Origin of the sequence: Fastidiosibacter lacustris, assembly GCF_003428155.1 — a bacterium.
GTDB lineage: Bacteria > Pseudomonadota > Gammaproteobacteria > Francisellales > Francisellaceae > Caedibacter > Caedibacter lacustris.
The window spans coordinates 14,254-34,358 of record NZ_QLIR01000013.1; the positions used below are offsets into that span (position 1 = coordinate 14,254).

Genomic DNA, 20,105 nt, shown 5'->3' on the forward strand with positions numbered 1-20,105 from the left:
AATTTATGTCTAGCATTTTAAAGATTAAAAATAGACTAGAAAGTAAAATTACAGCAGGCGTGCAAAAAAGTTAATACTGAATTATTTTTGGAATTTTTGGTTGTGATATACAAAACAACAATCTGTCTTATACGTACGAAATGTGATTGTGTCTAGGCATAATTATTCAGATAGATCAATTTAAACAATATAATCATTTACAAAAATAAAAAAAACGCAACCAAAAAAAACTTAATAGCTATAGCGAAAAACATTAAAATTATGTAAATAAACGTTATGGAATATGTTTAGTAATGGGTTATATAAAATGAACCAAACAAGGAAAATAATATTTTTGTTAGTAGCATTGGGAGGTGGTTTTTTCTATCATCAAACTTCTGCAAATCAGACTACAATCATCAAAGAAAAGCCTAGTGACTTTATCAATATTAAGAGTGTTATACCAACTATTCAAGTATCAGTAAGATATTATACTGATAATAATTTTGTTGGAAGAAGAATAAAAGGTTATGAGACTCCCGTGTGTCTTTTAACAAAAAAAGCCACTTTAGCACTTAAAAAAGTTCAAGATCAACTCCTTCCAATGGGGCTTTCATTAAAAGTGTATGATTGCTATCGACCTCAAACTGCTGTTAATGATTTTGCTGATTGGGCAGAAAACCTTAATGAAACACAAATGAGAACCGAATATTATCCAACAGTAGATAAATCTAATTTATTCAAAGAGGGATATATCGATTATCACTCTGGTCATAGTAGAGGAAGTACAGTGGATTTGACTATAATTCCGTTAGATTCAAAAATCCCCATATACGATCCTAAGAAAAAACAAGCTCCTTGTACCTCAGCTCAACATTTACGTTCACCTGATAATAGTTTAGATTTTGGAACAGGTTTTGATTGTTTCAGTCCAATGTCTCATCCTAGCTATCAAAATTTGTCTCCTCAAATTAAAGCAAATAGACTATTACTTCGTACGCTTATGATAGAGGCAGGATTTAAACCACTAGAAACAGAATGGTGGCATTTCACGTTAAAAGAGGAACCTTATCCAAAGATCTATTTTGATTTCCCTGTTCAATAGCACTCTTACATATTTAGATTAATTACAGTGCTTCACCAAGCTTGAACATTGGAATATACATGCTAACAACTAAGAAACCTACAATACAGCCAAGTACAATCATGATAACAGGTTCAAGTGCACTGCTTAAATTGGTAACCAACACATCAACATCCTCTTCGTAAATTTTAGCAATATTTGCCAGCATCTCTTCTATTTGACCAGACTCTTCACCAACAGAAATCATCTGTAACATCATCCCTGGGAAAGCCCCCGTTTCAGAAGCAGCATATAGCATCGAACGCCCTTTTGAAACTTCATCACGAATAAATAACGTCGCTTTTTCATATTTGGTATTCCCTGTAGCGTTGGCAACAGTAGTTAAAGCATCAAGCAAAGGCATTCCTGCTGCGGAAGTCGTCTCTAATGTACGTGCAAACCTTGCCAATGAAGACTTTTGGATCACCTTACCGATAACAGGCAACTTCAATAGCAAATAGTCTTGCCAAACATTGATTTTCGGATAACGTTTCTTGGAAAATTTAAATCCAACTATGAATACAATAATAAACGAAACAAGCACCCACCAATATTTCTGGCTAAATTCGGATAAATCAATGGTGATCTTGGTGATCTTTGGCAAGGGTGTTCCCGATGATATAAAAATATTGGCAAAAGCAGGCACTGCATAATTCAGTAAAATCCAAGTCACTAAAATAGCAACGCCAATCACCATCGCTGGATATGTTAAGGCTTTTTTCACCTTTTTTTTGATAGTGTGCAACGATTCCCTGTGGCTAGCAACACGATCTAACATAACGTCTAAAGTCCCAGATTCCTCTCCCACTGCACATAAGCTACAGAATAATTTATCGAAATACTTAGGGTGATTGCGTAATGTATCACTAAAGTAATTACCACTTTCAACACTTTGTTTAATCTGAATTAACAGTTTTTTAAAGCTTTTGTTATTGCTTGATTCCATAATAGTGTCAAGCGCACGAATAATAGGAACACCAGCTTGCGACATTGTAGCAAGCTGACGTGAAAAAAGGGTGACCTCTTCACTTTTAATCCGTTGTGGAAAAAGTTCGAGTGGTTGTTTTTTGATTTTTAAAACCTTAAATCCATTGCGTTCAACTTGAGCCTTGGCAAGATCAATATTAATGGCTTCAATAATACCGTTAGTTTTGATATTCCGCTTATCATAACCTGTCCATAGAAAAGTTTTTTTCTTTAATTTAACACCTGCCTTCATGATTATAACCCTTTATTGCATTTTATTTTTAACCTAGGTTGAGGTCACACGATGCGCTTCTTCTATCGAAGTAATGCCGTGAACAACTTTTATTAAAGCAGATTGCTGTAAGTTATCGATACCTTCACGTTGTGCTTGCTCAGCTAGTGTTAGTGTGCTTCGCCCTTCAACAATCAAGCGACTCATGGCCAAACTCAGTGGCATCACTTCGTAAATAGCAATACGTCCTCTATAACCTTTAAAGCAACGTGTACAACCATTAGGATTACTGCGATAAGCAGTAAAGTCTTTTTCAAGATGTTGTGGGCGAATACCCATATCAAGCAGTAACTGACGTGTAACATCAGGGGCTGGTCTTTTGCAATGGGGACAAAGTTTTCTAGCCAAGCGTTGAGCAATGATGAGTGAGACTGAAGAAATAATATTATAATGCGGGATTCCCATATCTAATAAGCGATTAAGGGTTTCAGGAGCACTATTAGTATGAATGGTTGATAGCACTAAATGACCTGTTTGTGCAGCTTTAATTGCTATATCAGCCGTTTCGAAGTCTCGAATCTCACCGATCATGATAATATCAGGATCTTGACGTAAAAATGCTTTCAAGGCACGTGCAAAAGTCAAACCTTGTTTGTTATTGATTTGCACTTGATTGATACCATTGACGTTAATCTCGACTGGATCTTCTGCAGTTGAGATATTTTTTTCTACCGTGTTGATGATATGTAAGCCTGTATAAAGCGTTATCGTTTTACCACTTCCAGTTGGTCCTGTAACGAGAATCATACCCTGAGATTGGTTAAGCGCAGATAAATAGATCTTTTGTTGATGAGACTCAAGACCAAGTTTATCTATACTCAAATATGTCTTGGCTTGATCAAGAATCCTAAGTACAATTTTTTCACCAAAAGCAGTTGGACAAACACTGACTCTAAAATCAATCACATGTGTTTTTGAAATTTTGAGTTTAAAGCGCCCATCTTGTGGAATGCGTCTCTCAGCAATATTTAGCTGAGCCATAATCTTGATTCTAGAGGCCGTACGGGCAGAGATTTTAAGTGGTGGAAAAGCAATTTCCTGTAACATCCCATCGATACGGTAGCGAATGCGAAAATTCGTAGCGTAAGGTTCAAAGTGAATATCTGATGCACCTTTATTGATAGCATCAACAATAATTTTATTAACGTACTTGATAACGGGTTCATCATTATCGCCAAAATCATCGTCTTCTTTAAACTCATCCCCTTCGACAATATCAAGGTCAATTTCTTCAAGCTCCATACCTTCAAGAGTTTTAAGCGCATCATCAGTTGTATTTTCTGTGACCTCTTTAATTAATTTACTCAACATGCCTTCTTCAACGATGACTTGCTCGATATCCAAATTGCTAAAGAAACGATATTCTCTTATTGCATTTAAATTTAATGGGTCACTAGTGGCCAATAATAGCATTTTTTTATGCTTATACAGCGGCAAGCAATGACATTCGGTGATTAATCGTTCATTTAGATACTTGCGCGGGAAGAATTCCAAGTCATAAGCATTTAAATCAAATAAAGTAAGATTGAAAAATTTAGCAGCTTCAATCGCAAACAATTTACTATCTAGTAACTTATTGCTGACCAAATGACTAATCAGGCGCTCATCTGCTTTATCGGCAGCCTTGATTACTTCATCAAGCACCTCACTTGCAATAAGATTTTGACTCAATAGAAAACTACTAATTCCGTGCTGACTCATAGGTATTATCAATGGTCCATTTATGCTTCAGTATAGGCATAAACTATCGAATTTTCTATGTAAATTTAAGAAGATATACCAAGCCCAGGGATATCTCGAATTATTTTGTGGTAGTGGGCAAAGTTACTTTTGAGTTAGCCAAACAAAATAAGCTTGCGCCACCAAGCCTTGTTATGAATGTTTTTTTCAACTTTTTCACGTTTAATAGCTAACGATGTCCTTAAGTCATTCGGAGTTAAACGATGGGAAGCAAAATCATTGTTGGTTAATGGTGCTTGTGCACTTTTAAAAGCAGCATCAATCAGTTCAGAACAAAACCATTTATTATGGTCATTCAACCAATTACGTCGCCAAAGCCCAAGTCCTAAAGCAGAAATATAGTCATATTTTTTACCCCACTGTCTAATAAGAAAATCAATTAAAGCCGCTTTTTGCTGATCGTTAATTTGAGTCACCCATGTTTCAAGCACATCTTGTGATTTTCTTAGCTTCTCATACGAACGTTTATAGACACCGAGTGAGCCGCTACTACTATAGCATTCACCATCGATTTGTACTTCAACATGCGAAAAATGAGAGCGCGTTACCCAGCGAATACCATAACTTATTGCGCGATAGCTGTATCCAAAATAAATATATATTGTGTGCATGATGACACACACTCCTATACTGCCTGTCCTTGATGTAAGGAGTATAGCAAAAATAGTTTGTGAGCGATAAAATAAACTTTACTTTTGCTTGTCAGAGATATTCGAAAATTGAATTAACATGTGATTGCCTTGTGCTTCATTGACTAATATACGCGTGACGTACTTCTCACCTATAATCTCAATGCTATCAATAGCTTTATTTAAAGGTGAGTCAATGGGTTTTAAGCCCAAGTGCCAATTATTATTACATTCGATAAAGTAGATATCAAAATATTGTTTTAATGCTTCTGTATTGCCTTTAAAAATCGATAAAAAAATATGGGTAAAAGAAAATACAATCGGTTGTTCTTTTTTAGTAATGACCATTGCCTGTTTCCCTTCAATTGATTGTTGAATTTTATCTTCTGTGATCATCAGTATTGATTTAAAGGGTTTTTGTTGCAACCATTGTAAACCATCAGTTTTGGAAAGATGGAAAACACCACTGGAAATAAGTGGCTTTGATAAAAGCTTCATATAACGTGTTTGGGTAAAATCACCATAAACATTATCAATTTTAGCCTGGGCATTTTGCACTTTCATAAAAGCAACTTCATTTTTCGCAGATAAAGGATGATAAAAAATACTGTTTTTGCTTGCAGCCAAGCTCCCATTAAAGAAAAAAATAAAAATTAAAGTAGGGAAAGTGATATGTATACGGAATTGCATGTTAAAAACTCTTTATTTTTTCGATTAAACACAAGGGTGAAACAAATTGTAGTTGTTGGGTTTTAAGATCAATAGCAAGTTGAGTAGTATGTCCCTTGGTGAGTTTTTGTTGGCTTGATTTATCGACAATAAGATAGGCAATTTTCAGGCGATTCTGATACTCAATAATACTACTTACAACTTGAATAGTTTGCCCAAATACAGCAGGTCGAATATATTTAATCTGTAAATCGACGATTGGCCACATATAACCACTTGCTGCCATATCATTATAGTTATAACCTATTTCATTCAAAAGTTCGCATCGAGCGACTTCAAAGTACTTTACATAATGACCATGCCAAGCAATATGTAAGCTATCAATATCATAAAATGGAACACGTATCTCAGTTAAATGTGAAATGGTTTTGCTACTGATCATTCCTACCCCAAAAGTCAAAAAAATTGAACCATTGTGTTGGATATTGTATGCAATGCCAAGCAATAAAATCACTATATTGTTGTGCATATTGGTTTAATATAAGCTGGCGATTGTGACGAGGAAGCTTAATGCTTTGAGCAAATGACTCAAAAACAACATTAAAACGCTTTTTTTGTTTTAAGCATAGCATCGTATAGACCGGTGCTTGTAAAATTGCTGAAAGTATGAAAGGTCCTTGTGGCAAAATGCACTTTTCACCTAAAAACTCAACCCAAATAGTGTGATTAGGATGATTAACAGAGATGCGATCACAGGCTATGATAATAAACTCACCTTGGTCAATTTTTTGTTGTAACTGAATGGCAAAAACAAGATCGATATGCTCAATTGAAATTAAACTCAATTGCGAATCAGCGTTAACTTGGGTCAACAACGTATTGAATTTCTGAGCATGCTGATTAAAGATTAAGGCATTAACTTTAAGTTTAGGTATCAAACCAGACAATGCGCGCATCACTTCAATATTGCCTAGGTGCGCACTAAAAATAATAGCCCCTTGTTTTTTATTAACCAGATCAAGTAAAAGCTCACGATTTGGAAAGTGTAAGTCATGACGCGTGATGATTTTATTCCATACTGCAACCTTGTCAATTAAGCTTTTACCAAAACTCATAAAATGGCGAAAAGGCTGTGGTTTTATGACTATATTTTTTTGTGCAGCGTAACGTTGTAAATGTATAAAATATTGCCAAGAAGCTTTACGCGCACCACGTGAAAAAAGATAGAAATAAACTATAGCAGGGAACATCAATACATAAGTTACCCGTCTACCAAGCAGTTTAAAACAGATAAGCATGAATTTAAGTCCTATTATGCTTCCTTTTTCAGGTAACTTTGACCAGTGTTTATGCTGGCTACGACCTTGATTATTTGTCATGTCTATTTATTAATTTTTTTAGATGGAGGCGTGGCATATAGTAAAACATCGCAAAAAAAAGTCGAGTATGCAACCATGAGATCCGAACGTTATCTTTCCATAGACGAAAGTGAGATTGCCCAGATTTAGGGTAGTTAATTTGCGTTGGAATATATTTCACATCAATCGCTTGCCAATAAGCTTTTACCATGATTTCAATATCAAACTCCATTCGCCTACCAGATACTTTTGGTAATACGCTTTGTAAAGGATTTAAGGGGTAGATGCGAAAGCCACACATTGATTCAACAAGTCTTGTGCTCCACGTTTCAATCGCCACCCAAAAGTTAGTGATTTTGCGACCGTGTAAGCGAGCTTTAGGCACACTTTTATCATAAATTGACTTGCCAGAAATAAGGCTATTGGGGTGATATTGAAATAGTGTCAGAAACTTTGATAAGTCGTTTAAATCATGTTGGTGATCGGCATCGACTTGAATTGCATGTGTATAGTGATGATGATACAAATACTGAAAGCCATTCATAATCGCTGCACCTTTGCCAGAGTTAAGTGCCAACGAAATAGACTTGACCCATGAGTATTGCTGGCATATATGGTTAATTACGGCTTTGGTTTTTTGATCACTACCATCATCAACAATTAAGCAATTGATACCATAAACTGCAAGCTCAGAAACAACACTCACAAGTGTCTCACCATGATTATAAATTGGAATAAGAAAACAAGGTTTGGTCATAACTGGATTTTTCCACTTGAATAGCGATTTTGATCATCATCAGTATATTCAAATTGCAGCTGATGTTCAGATAATTCTATCTGCAAATTGAGCACCTTATTAGGTAAAATCACTTGGCTGAATTTAAGCTGCGGGATATGACGTACTTGCTTCTTGTCAAGCATTAAAAAACAAGAGCTAAACTCAATAACAAAATCTGTTTGGGCAATCCCTGGCAAAATAGGATTATCGGTAAAATGACCTTTAAAAAAAATCAATTTTTCATCAAACAGCAGCTTAAGCTTCACAACTGAAGACTTTTGTCGTTTTTCAATTGAATGTTCAAGAATTTCAGGATAGCGCATGAATTTCCTTAATATGTACTTTTAACAGCATCACAAAACGCTTTAATTTTGGCATGAGACTTAATGCCTTTTTGCGACTCAACACCGCCGCTGACATCAACCGCATAGGGTTGAATTTCAGCAATCGCATGAGTTACATTTTCAACCGTTAATCCACCTGCTAAAATGATACTGTTTCGCATTTCGTTAGGAATGATTGACCAATCAAATGTTTTACCTAAGCCACCATAGAAATTTCGATCATAAGCATCTAGCAATATGGCACGCGCGTTTTGATAATATTGTTTAGCTTTGTTGAGCGTTAAGCGGTCCTCAATGCGTAAAGCGCGTATATATGGAAACTGAAAACTGTTACAAAATTCAAGTTGTTCGTCACCATGGAATTGAATCATACTAATACCAGCTGCAATTGCAGTTTTAATTTCATCTGGCATAGCATTAACGAAGAGTCCACAAATCGTCACAAAAGGTGGTAGCTTTTGAATAATTTTATGTGCCTCATTAATAGTAATAAAGCGAGGTGATTTGGTATAAAAAACAAAGCCTAATCCTTCGACTCCACATTCAAGCGCAAAAAGGGCATCTTCAAGGTTACGGATACCACAAATTTTAATTTTAGTTCTATGCATGCCTTACTACGCCATAAAGTTAATTAAGGCCGCTGCTACCATAGATGCAGTTGCTACACTCACACCCGCTGTGGCAAGTAAGCGATCAACCTTGTCCAGGTGATACTTTTTACGTGTTTGCACTTCTAAAGCGTCATCACTTTCGGCAATCTCGCTTAATATGGAGATGTATTGTGGAAATAAGGGTGGCTCATTAAATTCACCCGCTTCAAACCCTTCTGCCCAATAGTTATGTTCAATCGTGTTTACTGGAAAAGGGTTAAGTGTTTCTGACTTGTTTTTTTTGCCATGGACGTAACCAAACATCCAAATTTTTTCAAGCTCATCCAATGTATCTACTTGTGCAGATAAAATAAGCTTTAAGCGTGAGTCAATTTCATTTGTGTGCATAAAAACTTCATGTTCTATAACTAAAGTTAGTTGAGTATACCATAGCTTTAGCATCTATCCACTAACTGTGTTTTATTCGTTAAATAGAACTACTAAAATTTTTTATATATCAATAATTAAATCATTTTACAGGTTTCCTTAAGTTTGTATTTTACGTGCTTTTATCTTCTTTTTTCTAGGCGAGGCTATCTACGTTTGACAATGCTGGGGATATAGGCTTAAATATGCCACATTAATTTTAGCTACCCGCACTCAACGGGGTTTAAGTCACTTTATAAAACTTAAGGTCTATTTAGTTTAGAGTGATATTTTTTATAAATTTTAGAGTGCGATAATCATGGAGAACAACATGTCTGAAACTGCAATCTTAACCCTTCCAGATAAAAATTTATTGCTAGAGCTACCTATTTATACCCCTGTTTTAGGACAACAAACTGTTGACGTTTCTTCTTTAGTTAAAGAAGGCTTATTTACCTACGACCCAGGATTTTTATCCACAGCAGCATGCTGGTCAAAAATCACCTATATCAATGGTGGTAAAGGCGTTTTATTACACCGTGGTTATCCTATTGAGCAGTGGGTTGAAAAATCTCATTATATGAATTTATGCTATGCACTTTTAAATGATAAACTTGCCTTAACAAATGAAATTACTGAATTTTCAACTCGAATTCTAAATGATATGCCTGTATGCACACACATTCAAGAGACCATCAAAGCTTTTCCACAAGATGTGCATCCAATGGCACCACTTATGGCAGCGGTAAGTGTAATGGCAGGTGAAAACCAAAAAACGATGAATAAAAAAGATCTTACTCAGCAAACTCAAATGGCTGAAAAACTGATTGCTCAAATGCCAACTATCGTTGCAATGACTTACCGTCATCGCAACGGGTTGCCGTTTATGGCACCCAAAAAATCGCTTTCTTACGCTGAGAACTTCTTATACATGATGTTTGCAGATAGTGAAAATTACCAACCTGATTCAATTGCCGCACGTGCGATGGATACAATTTTTATTCTGCATGCAGATCACGAACAAAATGCGTCCACATCAACCGTGCGCCTTGCTGGTTCAACTGGCACTGATCCATATGCTGCTATTGTTGCTGGTATTGCCGCCCTTTGGGGACCTGCACATGGTGGTGCAAACGAAGCCGTTGTCAAAATGCTTGAACAAATCGGTGATGTAAGTAATATTGATAAGTTTATTGAACGCGCTAAAAACAAAGATGATTCTTTTAGATTAATGGGCTTTGGTCATCGTGTATATAAAAATACTGATCCACGTGCCATTGCTATGAAAAAAGCCTGTGAAAGTATTTTAAATCAACTGGGCGATAGCGATAATCCACTATTGGTGATTGCTAAAAAATTAGAGGAAATCGCACTTAATGATAGGTACTTTATCGATAGGAAGCTTTTCCCTAATGTTGATTTCTACTCTGGTATTATCTTAAAAACACTACACATTCCAACTTATATGTATACGTCTATTTTTGCCTTAGCTCGCGCATCTGGCTGGATAGCTCAATACCTTGAGATGTACAATGATCCAAAAATGAAAATTGGTCGTCCACGCCAGCTATATATCGGCGAAGCACAAAGAAATCTTCCTTAATTTCAATATAATAACTTGCTACTAAATTAAATAACAATCACCACCCATATCAATTATCATAATATATTGCCCATTTAAGGGATAAGGCACTAAAGCATATACTAAAAAAGACTTTCACTTGCTTTTAAGGAATTGACGAATCCGTATAATTAAGTACCATACGACAATACCGATAATAGCAACTGAAATAAATGGATGGTCCTCTACAATTTGTGGAACAAAGGATAATGTGCTTGGAACACACACCTCTGTAATCAGTCTTTCAACCGCAAAAACCATATTTGCATAAAACCCTATGACTAGAAAAAGCCAAACCTTAAATTTCATATTTGCCCTAAATCAAGCTGTTTTGATGACACAGGCGATTGTATCACAATCTTGTGAGAGATTAACCACAATCACATACACTTTTTCTTAATTATGGATAGATAATAGCTTAAAAATGACCTTAAAGCATTATTTTTCTGATTCTTTAACAGCCAATACAGAACTGAAATAATATGAATTTATTGTAAGAAGCATTCAACTTAATGATTAAAACAAGTATTTATCTTTAATTGACTTAATTTGGTCACGCACTTCACCTGCTTGCTCAAATTCTAAATTACGGGCATGCTCTTTCATCACACGCTCAAGTTTTTTAACAAGACTCAAGGCTTCTTTAACTCCTAGCACCTCATCTAATAGGAGATCTTTGACTTTCTTACGCATACTACTTTCAGCTGTTTTCTTGTTTATTTCAGGAGAGAACCCCAGCATATCACTAACACCTTTACGAATAGTCGTTGGTATTATATTGTGCTGTTGATTGTATGCTTGCTGCTTATTACGCCGTCGCTGCGTTTCTTCCATTGCACGCTGCATTGAGCATGTAATCACATCAGCATAGAGAATGGCTTTGCCAGATACGTTTCTTGCCGTGCGTCCTATGGTTTGAATCAATGAGCGTTCTGAACGCAAAAATCCTTCTTTATCAGCATCAAAGATGAGTACTGTACTAACTTCAGGCATATCTAAACCTTCACGCAATAAATTAATTCCAACTAAAACATCGAAAACTCCTATTCGTAGATCGCGAATAATTTCAACTCTCTCAACCGTATCTACATCCGCATGTAAATAGCGCACATTTATGCCATGCTCGGCTAAATAATCGGTTAGATCCTCTGCCATGCGCTTAGTCAAGGTCGTAATCAGTATACGCTCGCCTTGAACAACTGCCTTATTGATTTCTGATAACGCATCTTCTACTTGAATCGCAACAGGTCGTACTTCAACCGTAGGATCCAATAAACCCGTTGGGCGCACCACTTGCTCAACAATATTTTGCTGATGCTTTTGTTCATAATCCGCAGGTGTTGCTGAGACATATATCGCCTGTCGCACTAAAGCTTCAAATTCATGAAATTTTAACGGTCGATTATCTAAGGCTGATGGTAATCGAAAACCATAATTTACCAAATTTTCCTTACGTGAGCGATCACCTTTATACATGCCACCAAATTGTGGAATTGTCACATGTGACTCATCGATTACAATAAAAGCATTTTCAGGTAAATAATCCAATAGCGTCGGTGGGGGTTCCCCTGACGCACGCCCTGAGAGTAAACGCGAGTAATTTTCAATCCCCGTGCAATAACCCAATTCATTGATCATTTCTATGTCATAAAGTGTACGTTGTTCAATTCTTTGTGCTTCAATCAAACGATTTTCCTTTTGAAAATAGGCAATACGCTCTCTTAGCTCTTCTTTTATTTCTTCAACCATACTCTTTTGTCTGTCTTTTGAACTGACATAGTGTGTACCTGGAAAAATCGTTGTTCGATAGACTGAATGAATTTTCTTGCCTGTTAGCGGATCAATAATCGTTAAGCTCTCAATTTCATCATCAAATAATTCAACACGCACGGCTTCTTTATCTGAATCCGCTGGGAAAATATCGATCACCTCGCCTCGCACACGATAAGTTCCACGCGTAAAATCCATATCACTACGCTGATACTGCATATCGCTCAAACGCCTTAAAATACTACGTTGATCAATTTCCACCCCCAATTTTAAATGCAATAACATTTGCATATATTGCTCAGGATCACCTAATCCATATATAGCTGAAACTGTTGCGACAATAATCACATCTTGACGCTCCAAGATTGACTTAGTTGCCGACAAGCGCATTTGCTCAACATGTTCATTGATTGATGAGTCTTTTTCAATATAGGTATCTGATGTTGCAACATAGGCTTCTGGCTGATAATAGTCATAATATGACACAAAGTACTCCACAGCATTATGGGGAAAAAACTGTCTCATTTCAGCATAAAGCTGAGCAGCTAATGTTTTATTGTGTGCCAAAATCAAAGTAGGTCGCTGTACATTTTGAATAACATTCGCAATGGTATAGGTTTTACCTGAACCGGTTACCCCTAACAACGTTTGGTGCCTCAAACCATTTTGTAACCCTTTTGTTAATGAGGCAATCGCTTTAGGTTGATCACCAGCAGGTGGATAAGTTGCTACTAATTTAAATACTTTTTTTATATCTTCTTCCATTCTTTCGTACCATTACAATCTAATTAATCATATTAAACAGATCATAATAAACACATTAGTAAGTATTTTATAGCTTCCTGAGCTTGGATTACCAAGCTTTTACATTTTTGTCATTTTATTGATTAAAAAATCATCATGGCGATTTGATTACATTATTTCAGTATTTTTTACATTAAAAAAACGTTTTTCTCCATATAGAAAAATGCAATAAATAACTATGCTAAAAATACCAAAAGGGAAAATAAGGATATTTATCATGAGTCACATAGAAAAATTCATCTACGCTACAGCTGAAGCACGTTACGAAAATGCAAGAAAAGACCCAACTGATCAACCACGCTTTACATTAAGTATTGTTACAGAAGAAGTCGAACGTGGCTTAATTGAAGCAACTCTTGCTTATACTGGCTTTCATCTTACTAATACCGCTGAAGTGTTAGGTATTAGCAGTGCTACGCTCAAAGCCAAAATTAAAAAATATGGTATATTCATGTTAGACTTCTCAAGCTAAATAATATTCGCTGCTTTACAGAGGCTCATTATTATGGATAGTGTTTTATTTTGTCATAAAAATATGTAAGATATTCAATCAAAAATGGCGAAAATTGATGTATGTTGCAGGAATTGCAACTCAATAAAAACAGTTAAAGCAGGTAAAAACCAATTGAAATCTAGTCCAAGTGGTGCGCAAAGGTACCGTTGCCTAGATTGTGGCAAATACTTTCAACTTGAATATAAAGCACTAGGTCGGCTGCCCAAGATAAAAGAAAGAATTATTGATATGTGTAGCAATAGTAGTGGTATACGAGATACAGCACGTGTTTTAAAAGTTAGCACAAAAACCGTGATTAATACGATAAAAAAAGCCTGTAGATTGTTGAAATGTAACTGGAACTTATTAATGAATATAAGCTCAGTTGTTGTGATGCCACTTATGCTTGAGCTTGATGAGTAATGGTCATATTTTGGAAACAAAAAGAACCAACGATAGCTTTGGTTAGCTATCTGCCATAAGATAAGTCAAATTGTTGCCTATTATTTTGGTAAGCGTACGCATGAAAGCTCTGAATTACTTTTTATGAAAAGCATGGCAACGATGCTCAAGCGCTTGGTAGAAGCAAAGCAATATAGTCACAAGTCCAAACGTCCTGGCTTACCAATTTATCTTATTGGCGTTTTTACAGATAAACAAGAAATGTCAACGGCTTTAGAGTAAAAAAGTAGATTAAACCTTGACCCTTTTAGAACAAAACAATCTGGCAAAACGAGTTGATCGCTTGCTTTTCCCTGTTATCATAGGTTTGATACGTTTTACATACGAGGAAAAATAGTGGTGCTTAAGCGTAGTAAAAAAGCTAATACTCCAAAAATAGATAAAAAGGCAACTAAACAAGCTGCTAACCAGGCAAAGCCTAAAAAAGAAATTAATCAATTATTAGTCGATCGTTTACGTATTGCATGGTTGATACTAATGGGGGCTATTGCCTTGTTTTTACTATTATCACTCTTTTCATACAACAGTAGCGATCCAGGCTGGACAATCGTTCAATCACAACTTCATATTTACAACTATGCTGGTATTGTTGGTGCCTACACCGCCAATGTTATTTTAGCTATTTGTGGTGTATTTGGCTTTCTGATCCCATTTATTCTGGTATATGGTGTATGGCAGCTATTTTTGGAACACAAAAATTTTTCTGAAAGTAGTACACTTTTGATGCTTGCTCGCTTTGTTGGCATCATTTTACTAATTGGTTCTGGTAGTGGTATCGCCGAAATTACATTATCTGTTTTTACCGTTTATATGCCTGAAGGCTCAGGAGGTATTCTAGGTCAAGAAGTTGCAAAATATACGGTTTTATATCTTAGCACCACAGGTGGTGTATTTGCATTAATTGCTGCATTTGCACTTGGCTTAACTTTATTCTCGGGTGGTTTTTGGCTAAGGTCTATTGCGGCACTTATTCGCTTTTTAGCATTACAGATTAAAAATTTTTTCACCTCTACACCCGAAGAAAAAGCACAAAAAGCAAAAGAACGTGCTCAAAGAAAAATAGAAAAAGAAGTCTTAAGAGCTCAAAAGCAGGAACAAAAACAACTGCAAAAAGAGCAAAAGGAAGCTGACAAACAGCAAAAACTTGATAGCGATGATAATATCAACATTTTAGCATTCAACGACCCTAATCTGATCCAAGATGACCCTAAGATAGCGTTACCATACACACTACATGATAATCAATTCACCCTTGTTTCAAATTTGGACGATAATTTTTATGAGGAAGAAGAGCTACCTATTACCACCCCATCTATTACTAAACCCTCCAAATCTAAAAAAATAAAACATAAAACTGATAAAATCACAGGTCTCCCTTCTTTAGACCTTTTGGATGATCCCAAAAACCAAAAGGAGCAGATATCAAAAGAATTTTTACAAAAAATGGCAACCCTTGTTGAAGAAAAACTTGCCGACTTTGGTATTCAAGTCAAGGTTATTGCTAGCTATCCAGGTCCTGTAATTACGCGCTTTGAAATTGAACTTGCTCCTGGTGTTAAGGTGAGTAAGTTAAGCGGACTTGCTCAGGACTTGGCACGCTCACTTTCGGCGGCACGTGTGCGTGTGGTTGAAGTTATTCCAGGCAAACCTTATGTTGGTATTGAATTACCAAACCAAAAACGTGAAATCGTGCGCTTAAAAGAAGTGTTATCACATAAAAAATTCATCGACTCTAGCTCACCCCTTACGATGGGGCTTGGAGTGGATATTGCTGGGATTCCCGAAACCGTTAACCTTGCTAAAATGCCACATTTGCTTGTCGCTGGTACCACTGGATCAGGTAAATCAGTGGGTGTTAATGCGATGATTATTAGCATGTTATATAAATCTGCACCCGATGATCTGCGCTTTATTATGATCGATCCTAAGATGCTTGAGCTTTCTATTTACGAAGGCATTCCACATTTATTAACTCCTGTGGTAACTGATATGAACGAAGCAGCTAATGCACTTCGTTGGTGTGTGAAAGAAATGGATCGCCGTTATGAACTTATGGCAGCAGCAGGAGTTAGAAATATCGCAGGATTAAATGAGAAAATTCAAGAAGCTGAAAAATCAGGCGAATCAATAAAAGATCCACTATGGTTAAAACTTCGCCCAGATCCAAAAGAAGATGCACCAATACTTGAGAAACTACCTTACATTGTCGTGATTGCTGATGAGTTTGCCGATATGATGATGGTTGTTGGTAAAAAGGTTGAAGAGCTTATTGCGCGCTTAGCACAAAAAGCACGTGCCGCAGGAATTCACTTGATCCTTGCAACTCAACGTCCATCCGTCGACGTAGTCACAGGCTTAATCAAAGCAAACATCCCTACGCGAATTGCCTTTCAGGTCTCTTCAAAAATTGACTCTCGCACGATCTTAGATCAACAAGGTGCTGAGCAATTATTAGGTCATGGTGATATGCTTTATCTTCCACCTGGGTCTGGAGTGCCAACACGTGTTCATGGTGCTTTTGTTGATGATGACGAAGTACATCGCGTAGTAGGTGCTTGGAAAGAAATGGGTGAACCTGAATATATTGATGATATAACCGCAAGTGACGAAGAGGTTGAAGGTGGTGAAGTTGAAGGTGATAGTAATGATCCACTCTACGATGAGGCCGTTAAGATTGTGCTTGAGACACAACGCGCGTCGATCTCAAACATCCAACGACGCTTACGTATCGGTTATAACCGCTCCGCACGACTGATTGAAGAAATGGAAGTTGCGGGTATTGTGAGTGAAATGCAGTCTAATGGCATGCGTGAAGTTTTAATCAAAAGGTCATAACAATGAGGCAAAAATTTGAAAATATTCTCAAAGACACGCTCTTTATCATATTTAGCATTTTTGCTATTGATTTATGCTTTGCTAACAATAATACCGTCTCGCAGCCATCTGAGATAAATTATTCTGAACAAAGCCTTTTTGATAAACTTGCCAAGCTTAAAAACATGCACGCAAGCTTCAATCAAACTATACTTAACCCACAACAAAAGCTTAAACAACAAAGCCAAGGTGAACTTTGGGTCAGTAAACCTAGCTTCTTTAAATGGCAGGTGCTAAGCCCACAAAAACAAATGCTATTGTCCAACGGTAAACAACTTTGGAATTACGACGAAGAACTTGAACAAATCACTATTAACGAAGTTCCTAAAAGCATCTCTCAAGCACCTTATCTTCTACTTTTAACAGGTGATAGCAAAACACTTAATCAGCTTTTTACTATTGAACGACTTAACGATAACACCTATCGCTTAACGCCAAAAGTCAAAGATCAATCCTTAATAAAATACATCAATATGACTTTTAAAGGCAATATTCCTACACATATGGTTATTGAAACAGAAACTGGGCAATCTACCAACATTGAACTCTTAAATATATCAACTCAACTTATTCCTCAAAGTGTCTTTGAGTTCACACCTCCTCAAGGAGTTGATGTATTGGGATAACTTTATACTTTTATGTAAAATTAAGTGGTAAGTATAAAACCTATGTGTAATATATTCTTCACATAGAACAATCCTCAGAAAAAAGAACAAGGCTAAATGGTAAAAACGACATAAGCGAAAAACTTATATAAGTCAAGTTTCTTCTAAGGGAAATAAATGCACATATTAGAGAATATAAAACATATTGCTGAGTTACCTTTAAACACCCCTGTTAGTATATTTACTTTTGTATTACTCCTGATTATTGCAACTAAAATCATCTGCCATTACCTTCGTATTCCGAGCATTGTTGGTCTAATTGTTGCTGGTGTCATAGCAGGTCCCCATGCACTCAATATTCTTGATCAAAATTTGGCTGTAACTATTTTTGCAACAACTGGGCTTTTGTACATTATGTTTATGGCTGGTCTAGAATTAGAGATGAAGGAATTTAAGTTACACAAAAACAAAAGTTTGTTGTTTGGGACACTTACTTTCCTTATCCCGTTTTGTATTGGTTTTATAGTATTCCATTATGGCTTTGATTACAGCATAAGTGCTAGCATTCTAATTTCGATCATGTTCTCAACGCATACGCTTGTTGCTTATCCAATGGTGAGTATCAAAGGCTATGCTACGCGCCCAGCAGTGGCTATTGCCGTTGGTGGAACAATTATAACAGATACCTTAGTATTACTTATTTTAGCAATTATCACAGGCATACACCATGATAAAAATGATATTGCGATGTTTATTACCCTTATCTTTAGTTTTATTGTTTTTAGTTTTATTGCCTTTATCATCATTCCTTATATCGCTAAAAGGTTTTTCTATGCTTTTGCACGCAAAACAAGTCTCCACTACACTTTTGTACTATTAACCGTTTTTGTCCTTGCCGTTTTTGCCGAAATCATTGGCGTTGATGCCATTATTGGTGCATTTTTTGCAGGACTCGCCTTAAATCGTTTTGTAACCAAAAAGCAGAAATTAAAAACTGAGATTCATTTTATTGGTAATACACTTTTTATCCCTGTTTTCCTGATCAGCGTTGGTATGATTGTTAACTTGCACGTTCTCACAGACATCCATAATGTTGCTACCATAGCAATTACTTTGATTACTGTTGCATTGGTATCAAAATGGTTAGCAGCCAAACTTACTCAATGGTGCTTACGCTTGAGCACCATTGATGGCAAACTTATCTTTGGTTTAAGTAGTGCGCATGCAGCTGCAACGTTAGCCATCATTTTAGTGGGATATAAAACCGAAATTCTAGATAATGCCATTTTAAACAGTACAATTTTGTTGATTTTAGTTAGTTGCTTGGTCTCGTCAACCGTTACTGCAAGAACATTAAACCAATTTACGAAATAAGGATAACTTCATGTTAGCAGACTCTATTATAGATCAAATCGATACTAACTATCTGCAACAGGTACGCGAACATATTCATATGTATCCTGAGCTTGGTTTTGACGTGTATAATACAGCTACCTTTATTGCTTCTAAGCTTGAAAAATTAGGCTTAAGCGTGAAACGCAATATCGGTAAAACAGGATTAATTGCTGATTTAATCATCAATCCAAACTATAAAATGATCGCCCTACGCGCAGATATGGATGCTTTACCCATTCATGAGCAAAACAGCTGTAAGTATAGATCCACCATTGATGGCAAAGCCCATATGTGTGGACATGACGCACATTGTGCAATCGTTTTAACTACAGCACATACTCTAGTAAGAATAAAAAATCAGCTTAAAGTAAACATACGCTTTCTATTTCAACCTTCTGAGGAAGTGCTCCCAGGTGGAGCCTCGATCATGATTCAAGATGGCGCTCTTGATGGAGTATCTGAAATATATGGCATTCATGTATTGCCTACAATTGATGAAGGGAAGATCCAAATCTGCCAACCTGTTGCGCTATCGGGGGTTGATCTGTTTGATATCCATTTTTTAGGTAAAGGTGGACATGCTAGTACACCTTTTACCACTAATGATCCTATCATCATGGCAACACAATTTGTCAACCAAGTGCAAAGCATTGTCTCGCGTAACTTATCCAGCTTTGATCCGGCGGTTGTATCAGTCACTGCTCTAAACGCTGGTAGTGTTTATAATGTCATTACAGATAAAGCAGAACTTAAAGGCTGCATTCGTTATCTAAGCCAAGATGCTCGCGAAATTGTAAAAAAGCGACTCTATGAAATTGCTAATGGGATTGCCGTAACTTACGCTGGTAAAGTGGAAATACGCTATCATAATGGTTACCCTGAAACGCGTAATGATGGCACCTGCGCACAAAAATCATTTCAAGCTGCACAATCGGCACTTGGAAAAGGCAACGTTCTTGTTTCCAATATTCCTTGGATGGCATCTGAAGATTTCTCTTATTTTGCCCATAAGATCCCCGCTTGCTACGTATTTTTAGGCGTACGTAATGAGTCTCAAGGCTATACTTCTATGGTACATGAGCCAACTTTTGATCTAAGTCTCAACGCAATGGTTTATGGTGTAGTCTATTATTTAGCTTTGTGTTTGGGGCAATAGTTTCTATATATCATTAACATCCACGCTCGCA

Annotated in this window: 20 protein-coding genes; 9 read left to right on the forward strand and 11 right to left on the reverse strand. The window is 36.5% G+C overall.

Annotated features, from left to right (window positions below):
* The first annotated feature begins 283 nt into the window (after nt 1-283).
* Nucleotides 284-1,084, forward strand: a complete 801-nt coding sequence (locus DNJ77_RS06950; protein WP_204723375.1) for a M15 family metallopeptidase — start codon at nt 284-286, stop codon at nt 1,082-1,084.
* 22 nt (nt 1,085-1,106) lie between these two features.
* Here DNJ77_RS06950 and DNJ77_RS06955 read toward each other — a convergent pair whose 3' ends face one another.
* The 10 genes from DNJ77_RS06955 to DNJ77_RS07000 all read right to left on the reverse strand — a co-directional run bounded on the left by DNJ77_RS06955 (nt 1,107) and on the right by DNJ77_RS07000 (nt 8,876).
* Nucleotides 1,107-2,321, reverse strand: coding sequence for a type II secretion system F family protein (locus DNJ77_RS06955; protein ID WP_116964274.1), 1,215 nt, complete (start codon nt 2,319-2,321; stop codon nt 1,107-1,109).
* A 33-nt stretch (nt 2,322-2,354) separates the two neighbouring features.
* The gene (gene pilB / locus DNJ77_RS06960) at nt 2,355-4,061 is read right to left on the reverse strand and encodes a type IV-A pilus assembly ATPase PilB (protein WP_192877945.1); all 1,707 of its coding nucleotides are present in this window, start codon (nt 4,059-4,061) and stop codon (nt 2,355-2,357) included.
* 134 nt (nt 4,062-4,195) lie between these two features.
* On the reverse strand, nt 4,196-4,711 hold the full coding sequence (locus DNJ77_RS06965; RefSeq protein ID WP_116964275.1) for a hypothetical protein: 516 nt from the start codon (nt 4,709-4,711) through the stop codon (nt 4,196-4,198).
* Nucleotides 4,712-4,789: 78 nt separating this feature from the next.
* On the reverse strand, nt 4,790-5,419 hold the full coding sequence (locus DNJ77_RS06970) for an outer membrane lipoprotein carrier protein LolA (RefSeq protein ID WP_116964276.1): 630 nt from the start codon (nt 5,417-5,419) through the stop codon (nt 4,790-4,792).
* A gap of 1 nt (nt 5,420) precedes the next feature.
* Complete coding sequence (locus DNJ77_RS06975) at nt 5,421-5,840, reverse strand: acyl-CoA thioesterase (RefSeq protein WP_192877946.1); 420 nt, start codon at nt 5,838-5,840, stop codon at nt 5,421-5,423.
* The gene (locus DNJ77_RS06980) at nt 5,830-6,777 is read right to left on the reverse strand and encodes an LpxL/LpxP family acyltransferase (RefSeq protein ID WP_116964277.1); all 948 of its coding nucleotides are present in this window, start codon (nt 6,775-6,777) and stop codon (nt 5,830-5,832) included. Before DNJ77_RS06980 ends, DNJ77_RS06975 begins: the two co-directional genes overlap by 11 nt.
* Nucleotides 6,767-7,513: a glycosyltransferase family 2 protein gene (locus tag DNJ77_RS06985; RefSeq protein ID WP_116964278.1), complete on the reverse strand. Its 747-nt coding sequence runs from the start codon at nt 7,511-7,513 to the stop codon at nt 6,767-6,769. The genes DNJ77_RS06980 and DNJ77_RS06985 overlap by 11 nt, the downstream gene beginning before the upstream one ends.
* On the reverse strand, nt 7,510-7,857 hold the full coding sequence (locus tag DNJ77_RS06990) for an ApeI family dehydratase (protein ID WP_116964279.1): 348 nt from the start codon (nt 7,855-7,857) through the stop codon (nt 7,510-7,512). Before DNJ77_RS06990 ends, DNJ77_RS06985 begins: the two co-directional genes overlap by 4 nt.
* 8 nt (nt 7,858-7,865) lie before the next feature.
* Entirely contained in the window at nt 7,866-8,486 is a 621-nt protein-coding gene (locus DNJ77_RS06995) for a phosphoribosylanthranilate isomerase (protein WP_116964280.1), read from the reverse strand.
* 6 nt (nt 8,487-8,492) lie between these two features.
* A complete protein-coding gene (locus DNJ77_RS07000; RefSeq protein ID WP_157966634.1) occupies nt 8,493-8,876 on the reverse strand; it encodes a hypothetical protein in 384 nt (127 codons plus the stop codon).
* A 349-nt stretch (nt 8,877-9,225) separates the two neighbouring features.
* Here DNJ77_RS07000 and DNJ77_RS07005 point away from each other — a divergent pair, with 349 nt between their 5' ends.
* Nucleotides 9,226-10,497: a citrate synthase gene (locus tag DNJ77_RS07005; protein WP_116964282.1), complete on the forward strand. Its 1,272-nt coding sequence runs from the start codon at nt 9,226-9,228 to the stop codon at nt 10,495-10,497.
* A gap of 534 nt (nt 10,498-11,031) precedes the next feature.
* On the opposite strand, the gene uvrB is transcribed toward DNJ77_RS07005, so the two are convergent.
* Nucleotides 11,032-13,050, reverse strand: a complete 2,019-nt coding sequence (uvrB, locus tag DNJ77_RS07015) for an excinuclease ABC subunit UvrB (protein WP_116964284.1) — start codon at nt 13,048-13,050, stop codon at nt 11,032-11,034.
* Nucleotides 13,051-13,306: 256 nt separating this feature from the next.
* On the opposite strand from uvrB, the gene DNJ77_RS07020 reads away from it, so the two are divergent.
* From DNJ77_RS07020 to DNJ77_RS07045, 7 genes are all read left to right on the forward strand, one after another.
* A complete protein-coding gene (locus DNJ77_RS07020) occupies nt 13,307-13,561 on the forward strand; it encodes a helix-turn-helix domain-containing protein (RefSeq protein ID WP_157966635.1) in 255 nt (84 codons plus the stop codon).
* A gap of 84 nt (nt 13,562-13,645) precedes the next feature.
* Nucleotides 13,646-14,005 carry an IS1-like element transposase gene (locus DNJ77_RS07025; protein ID WP_116964286.1) on the forward strand — a complete coding sequence of 120 codons (360 nt, stop codon included), beginning with the start codon at nt 13,646-13,648 and terminating at the stop codon, nt 14,003-14,005.
* Nucleotides 14,006-14,137: 132 nt separating this feature from the next.
* Nucleotides 14,138-14,266, forward strand: coding sequence for a hypothetical protein (locus tag DNJ77_RS10165; protein ID WP_275667774.1), 129 nt, complete (start codon nt 14,138-14,140; stop codon nt 14,264-14,266).
* 117 nt (nt 14,267-14,383) lie between these two features.
* Nucleotides 14,384-16,879: a DNA translocase FtsK gene (locus DNJ77_RS07030; protein ID WP_420810629.1), complete on the forward strand. Its 2,496-nt coding sequence runs from the start codon at nt 14,384-14,386 to the stop codon at nt 16,877-16,879.
* Nucleotides 16,880-16,881: 2 nt separating this feature from the next.
* Nucleotides 16,882-17,544, forward strand: a complete 663-nt coding sequence (gene lolA / locus DNJ77_RS07035; RefSeq protein WP_116964288.1) for an outer membrane lipoprotein periplasmic chaperone LolA — start codon at nt 16,882-16,884, stop codon at nt 17,542-17,544.
* 156 nt (nt 17,545-17,700) lie between these two features.
* Nucleotides 17,701-18,897, forward strand: a complete 1,197-nt coding sequence (locus DNJ77_RS07040) for a cation:proton antiporter (protein ID WP_116964289.1) — start codon at nt 17,701-17,703, stop codon at nt 18,895-18,897.
* Between the two features lie 10 nt (nt 18,898-18,907).
* Nucleotides 18,908-20,074 (forward strand): M20 metallopeptidase family protein, encoded by a 1,167-nt coding sequence (locus tag DNJ77_RS07045; RefSeq protein ID WP_116964290.1) that lies wholly within the window; start codon nt 18,908-18,910, stop codon nt 20,072-20,074.
* Nucleotides 20,075-20,105: the final 31 nt, after the last annotated feature.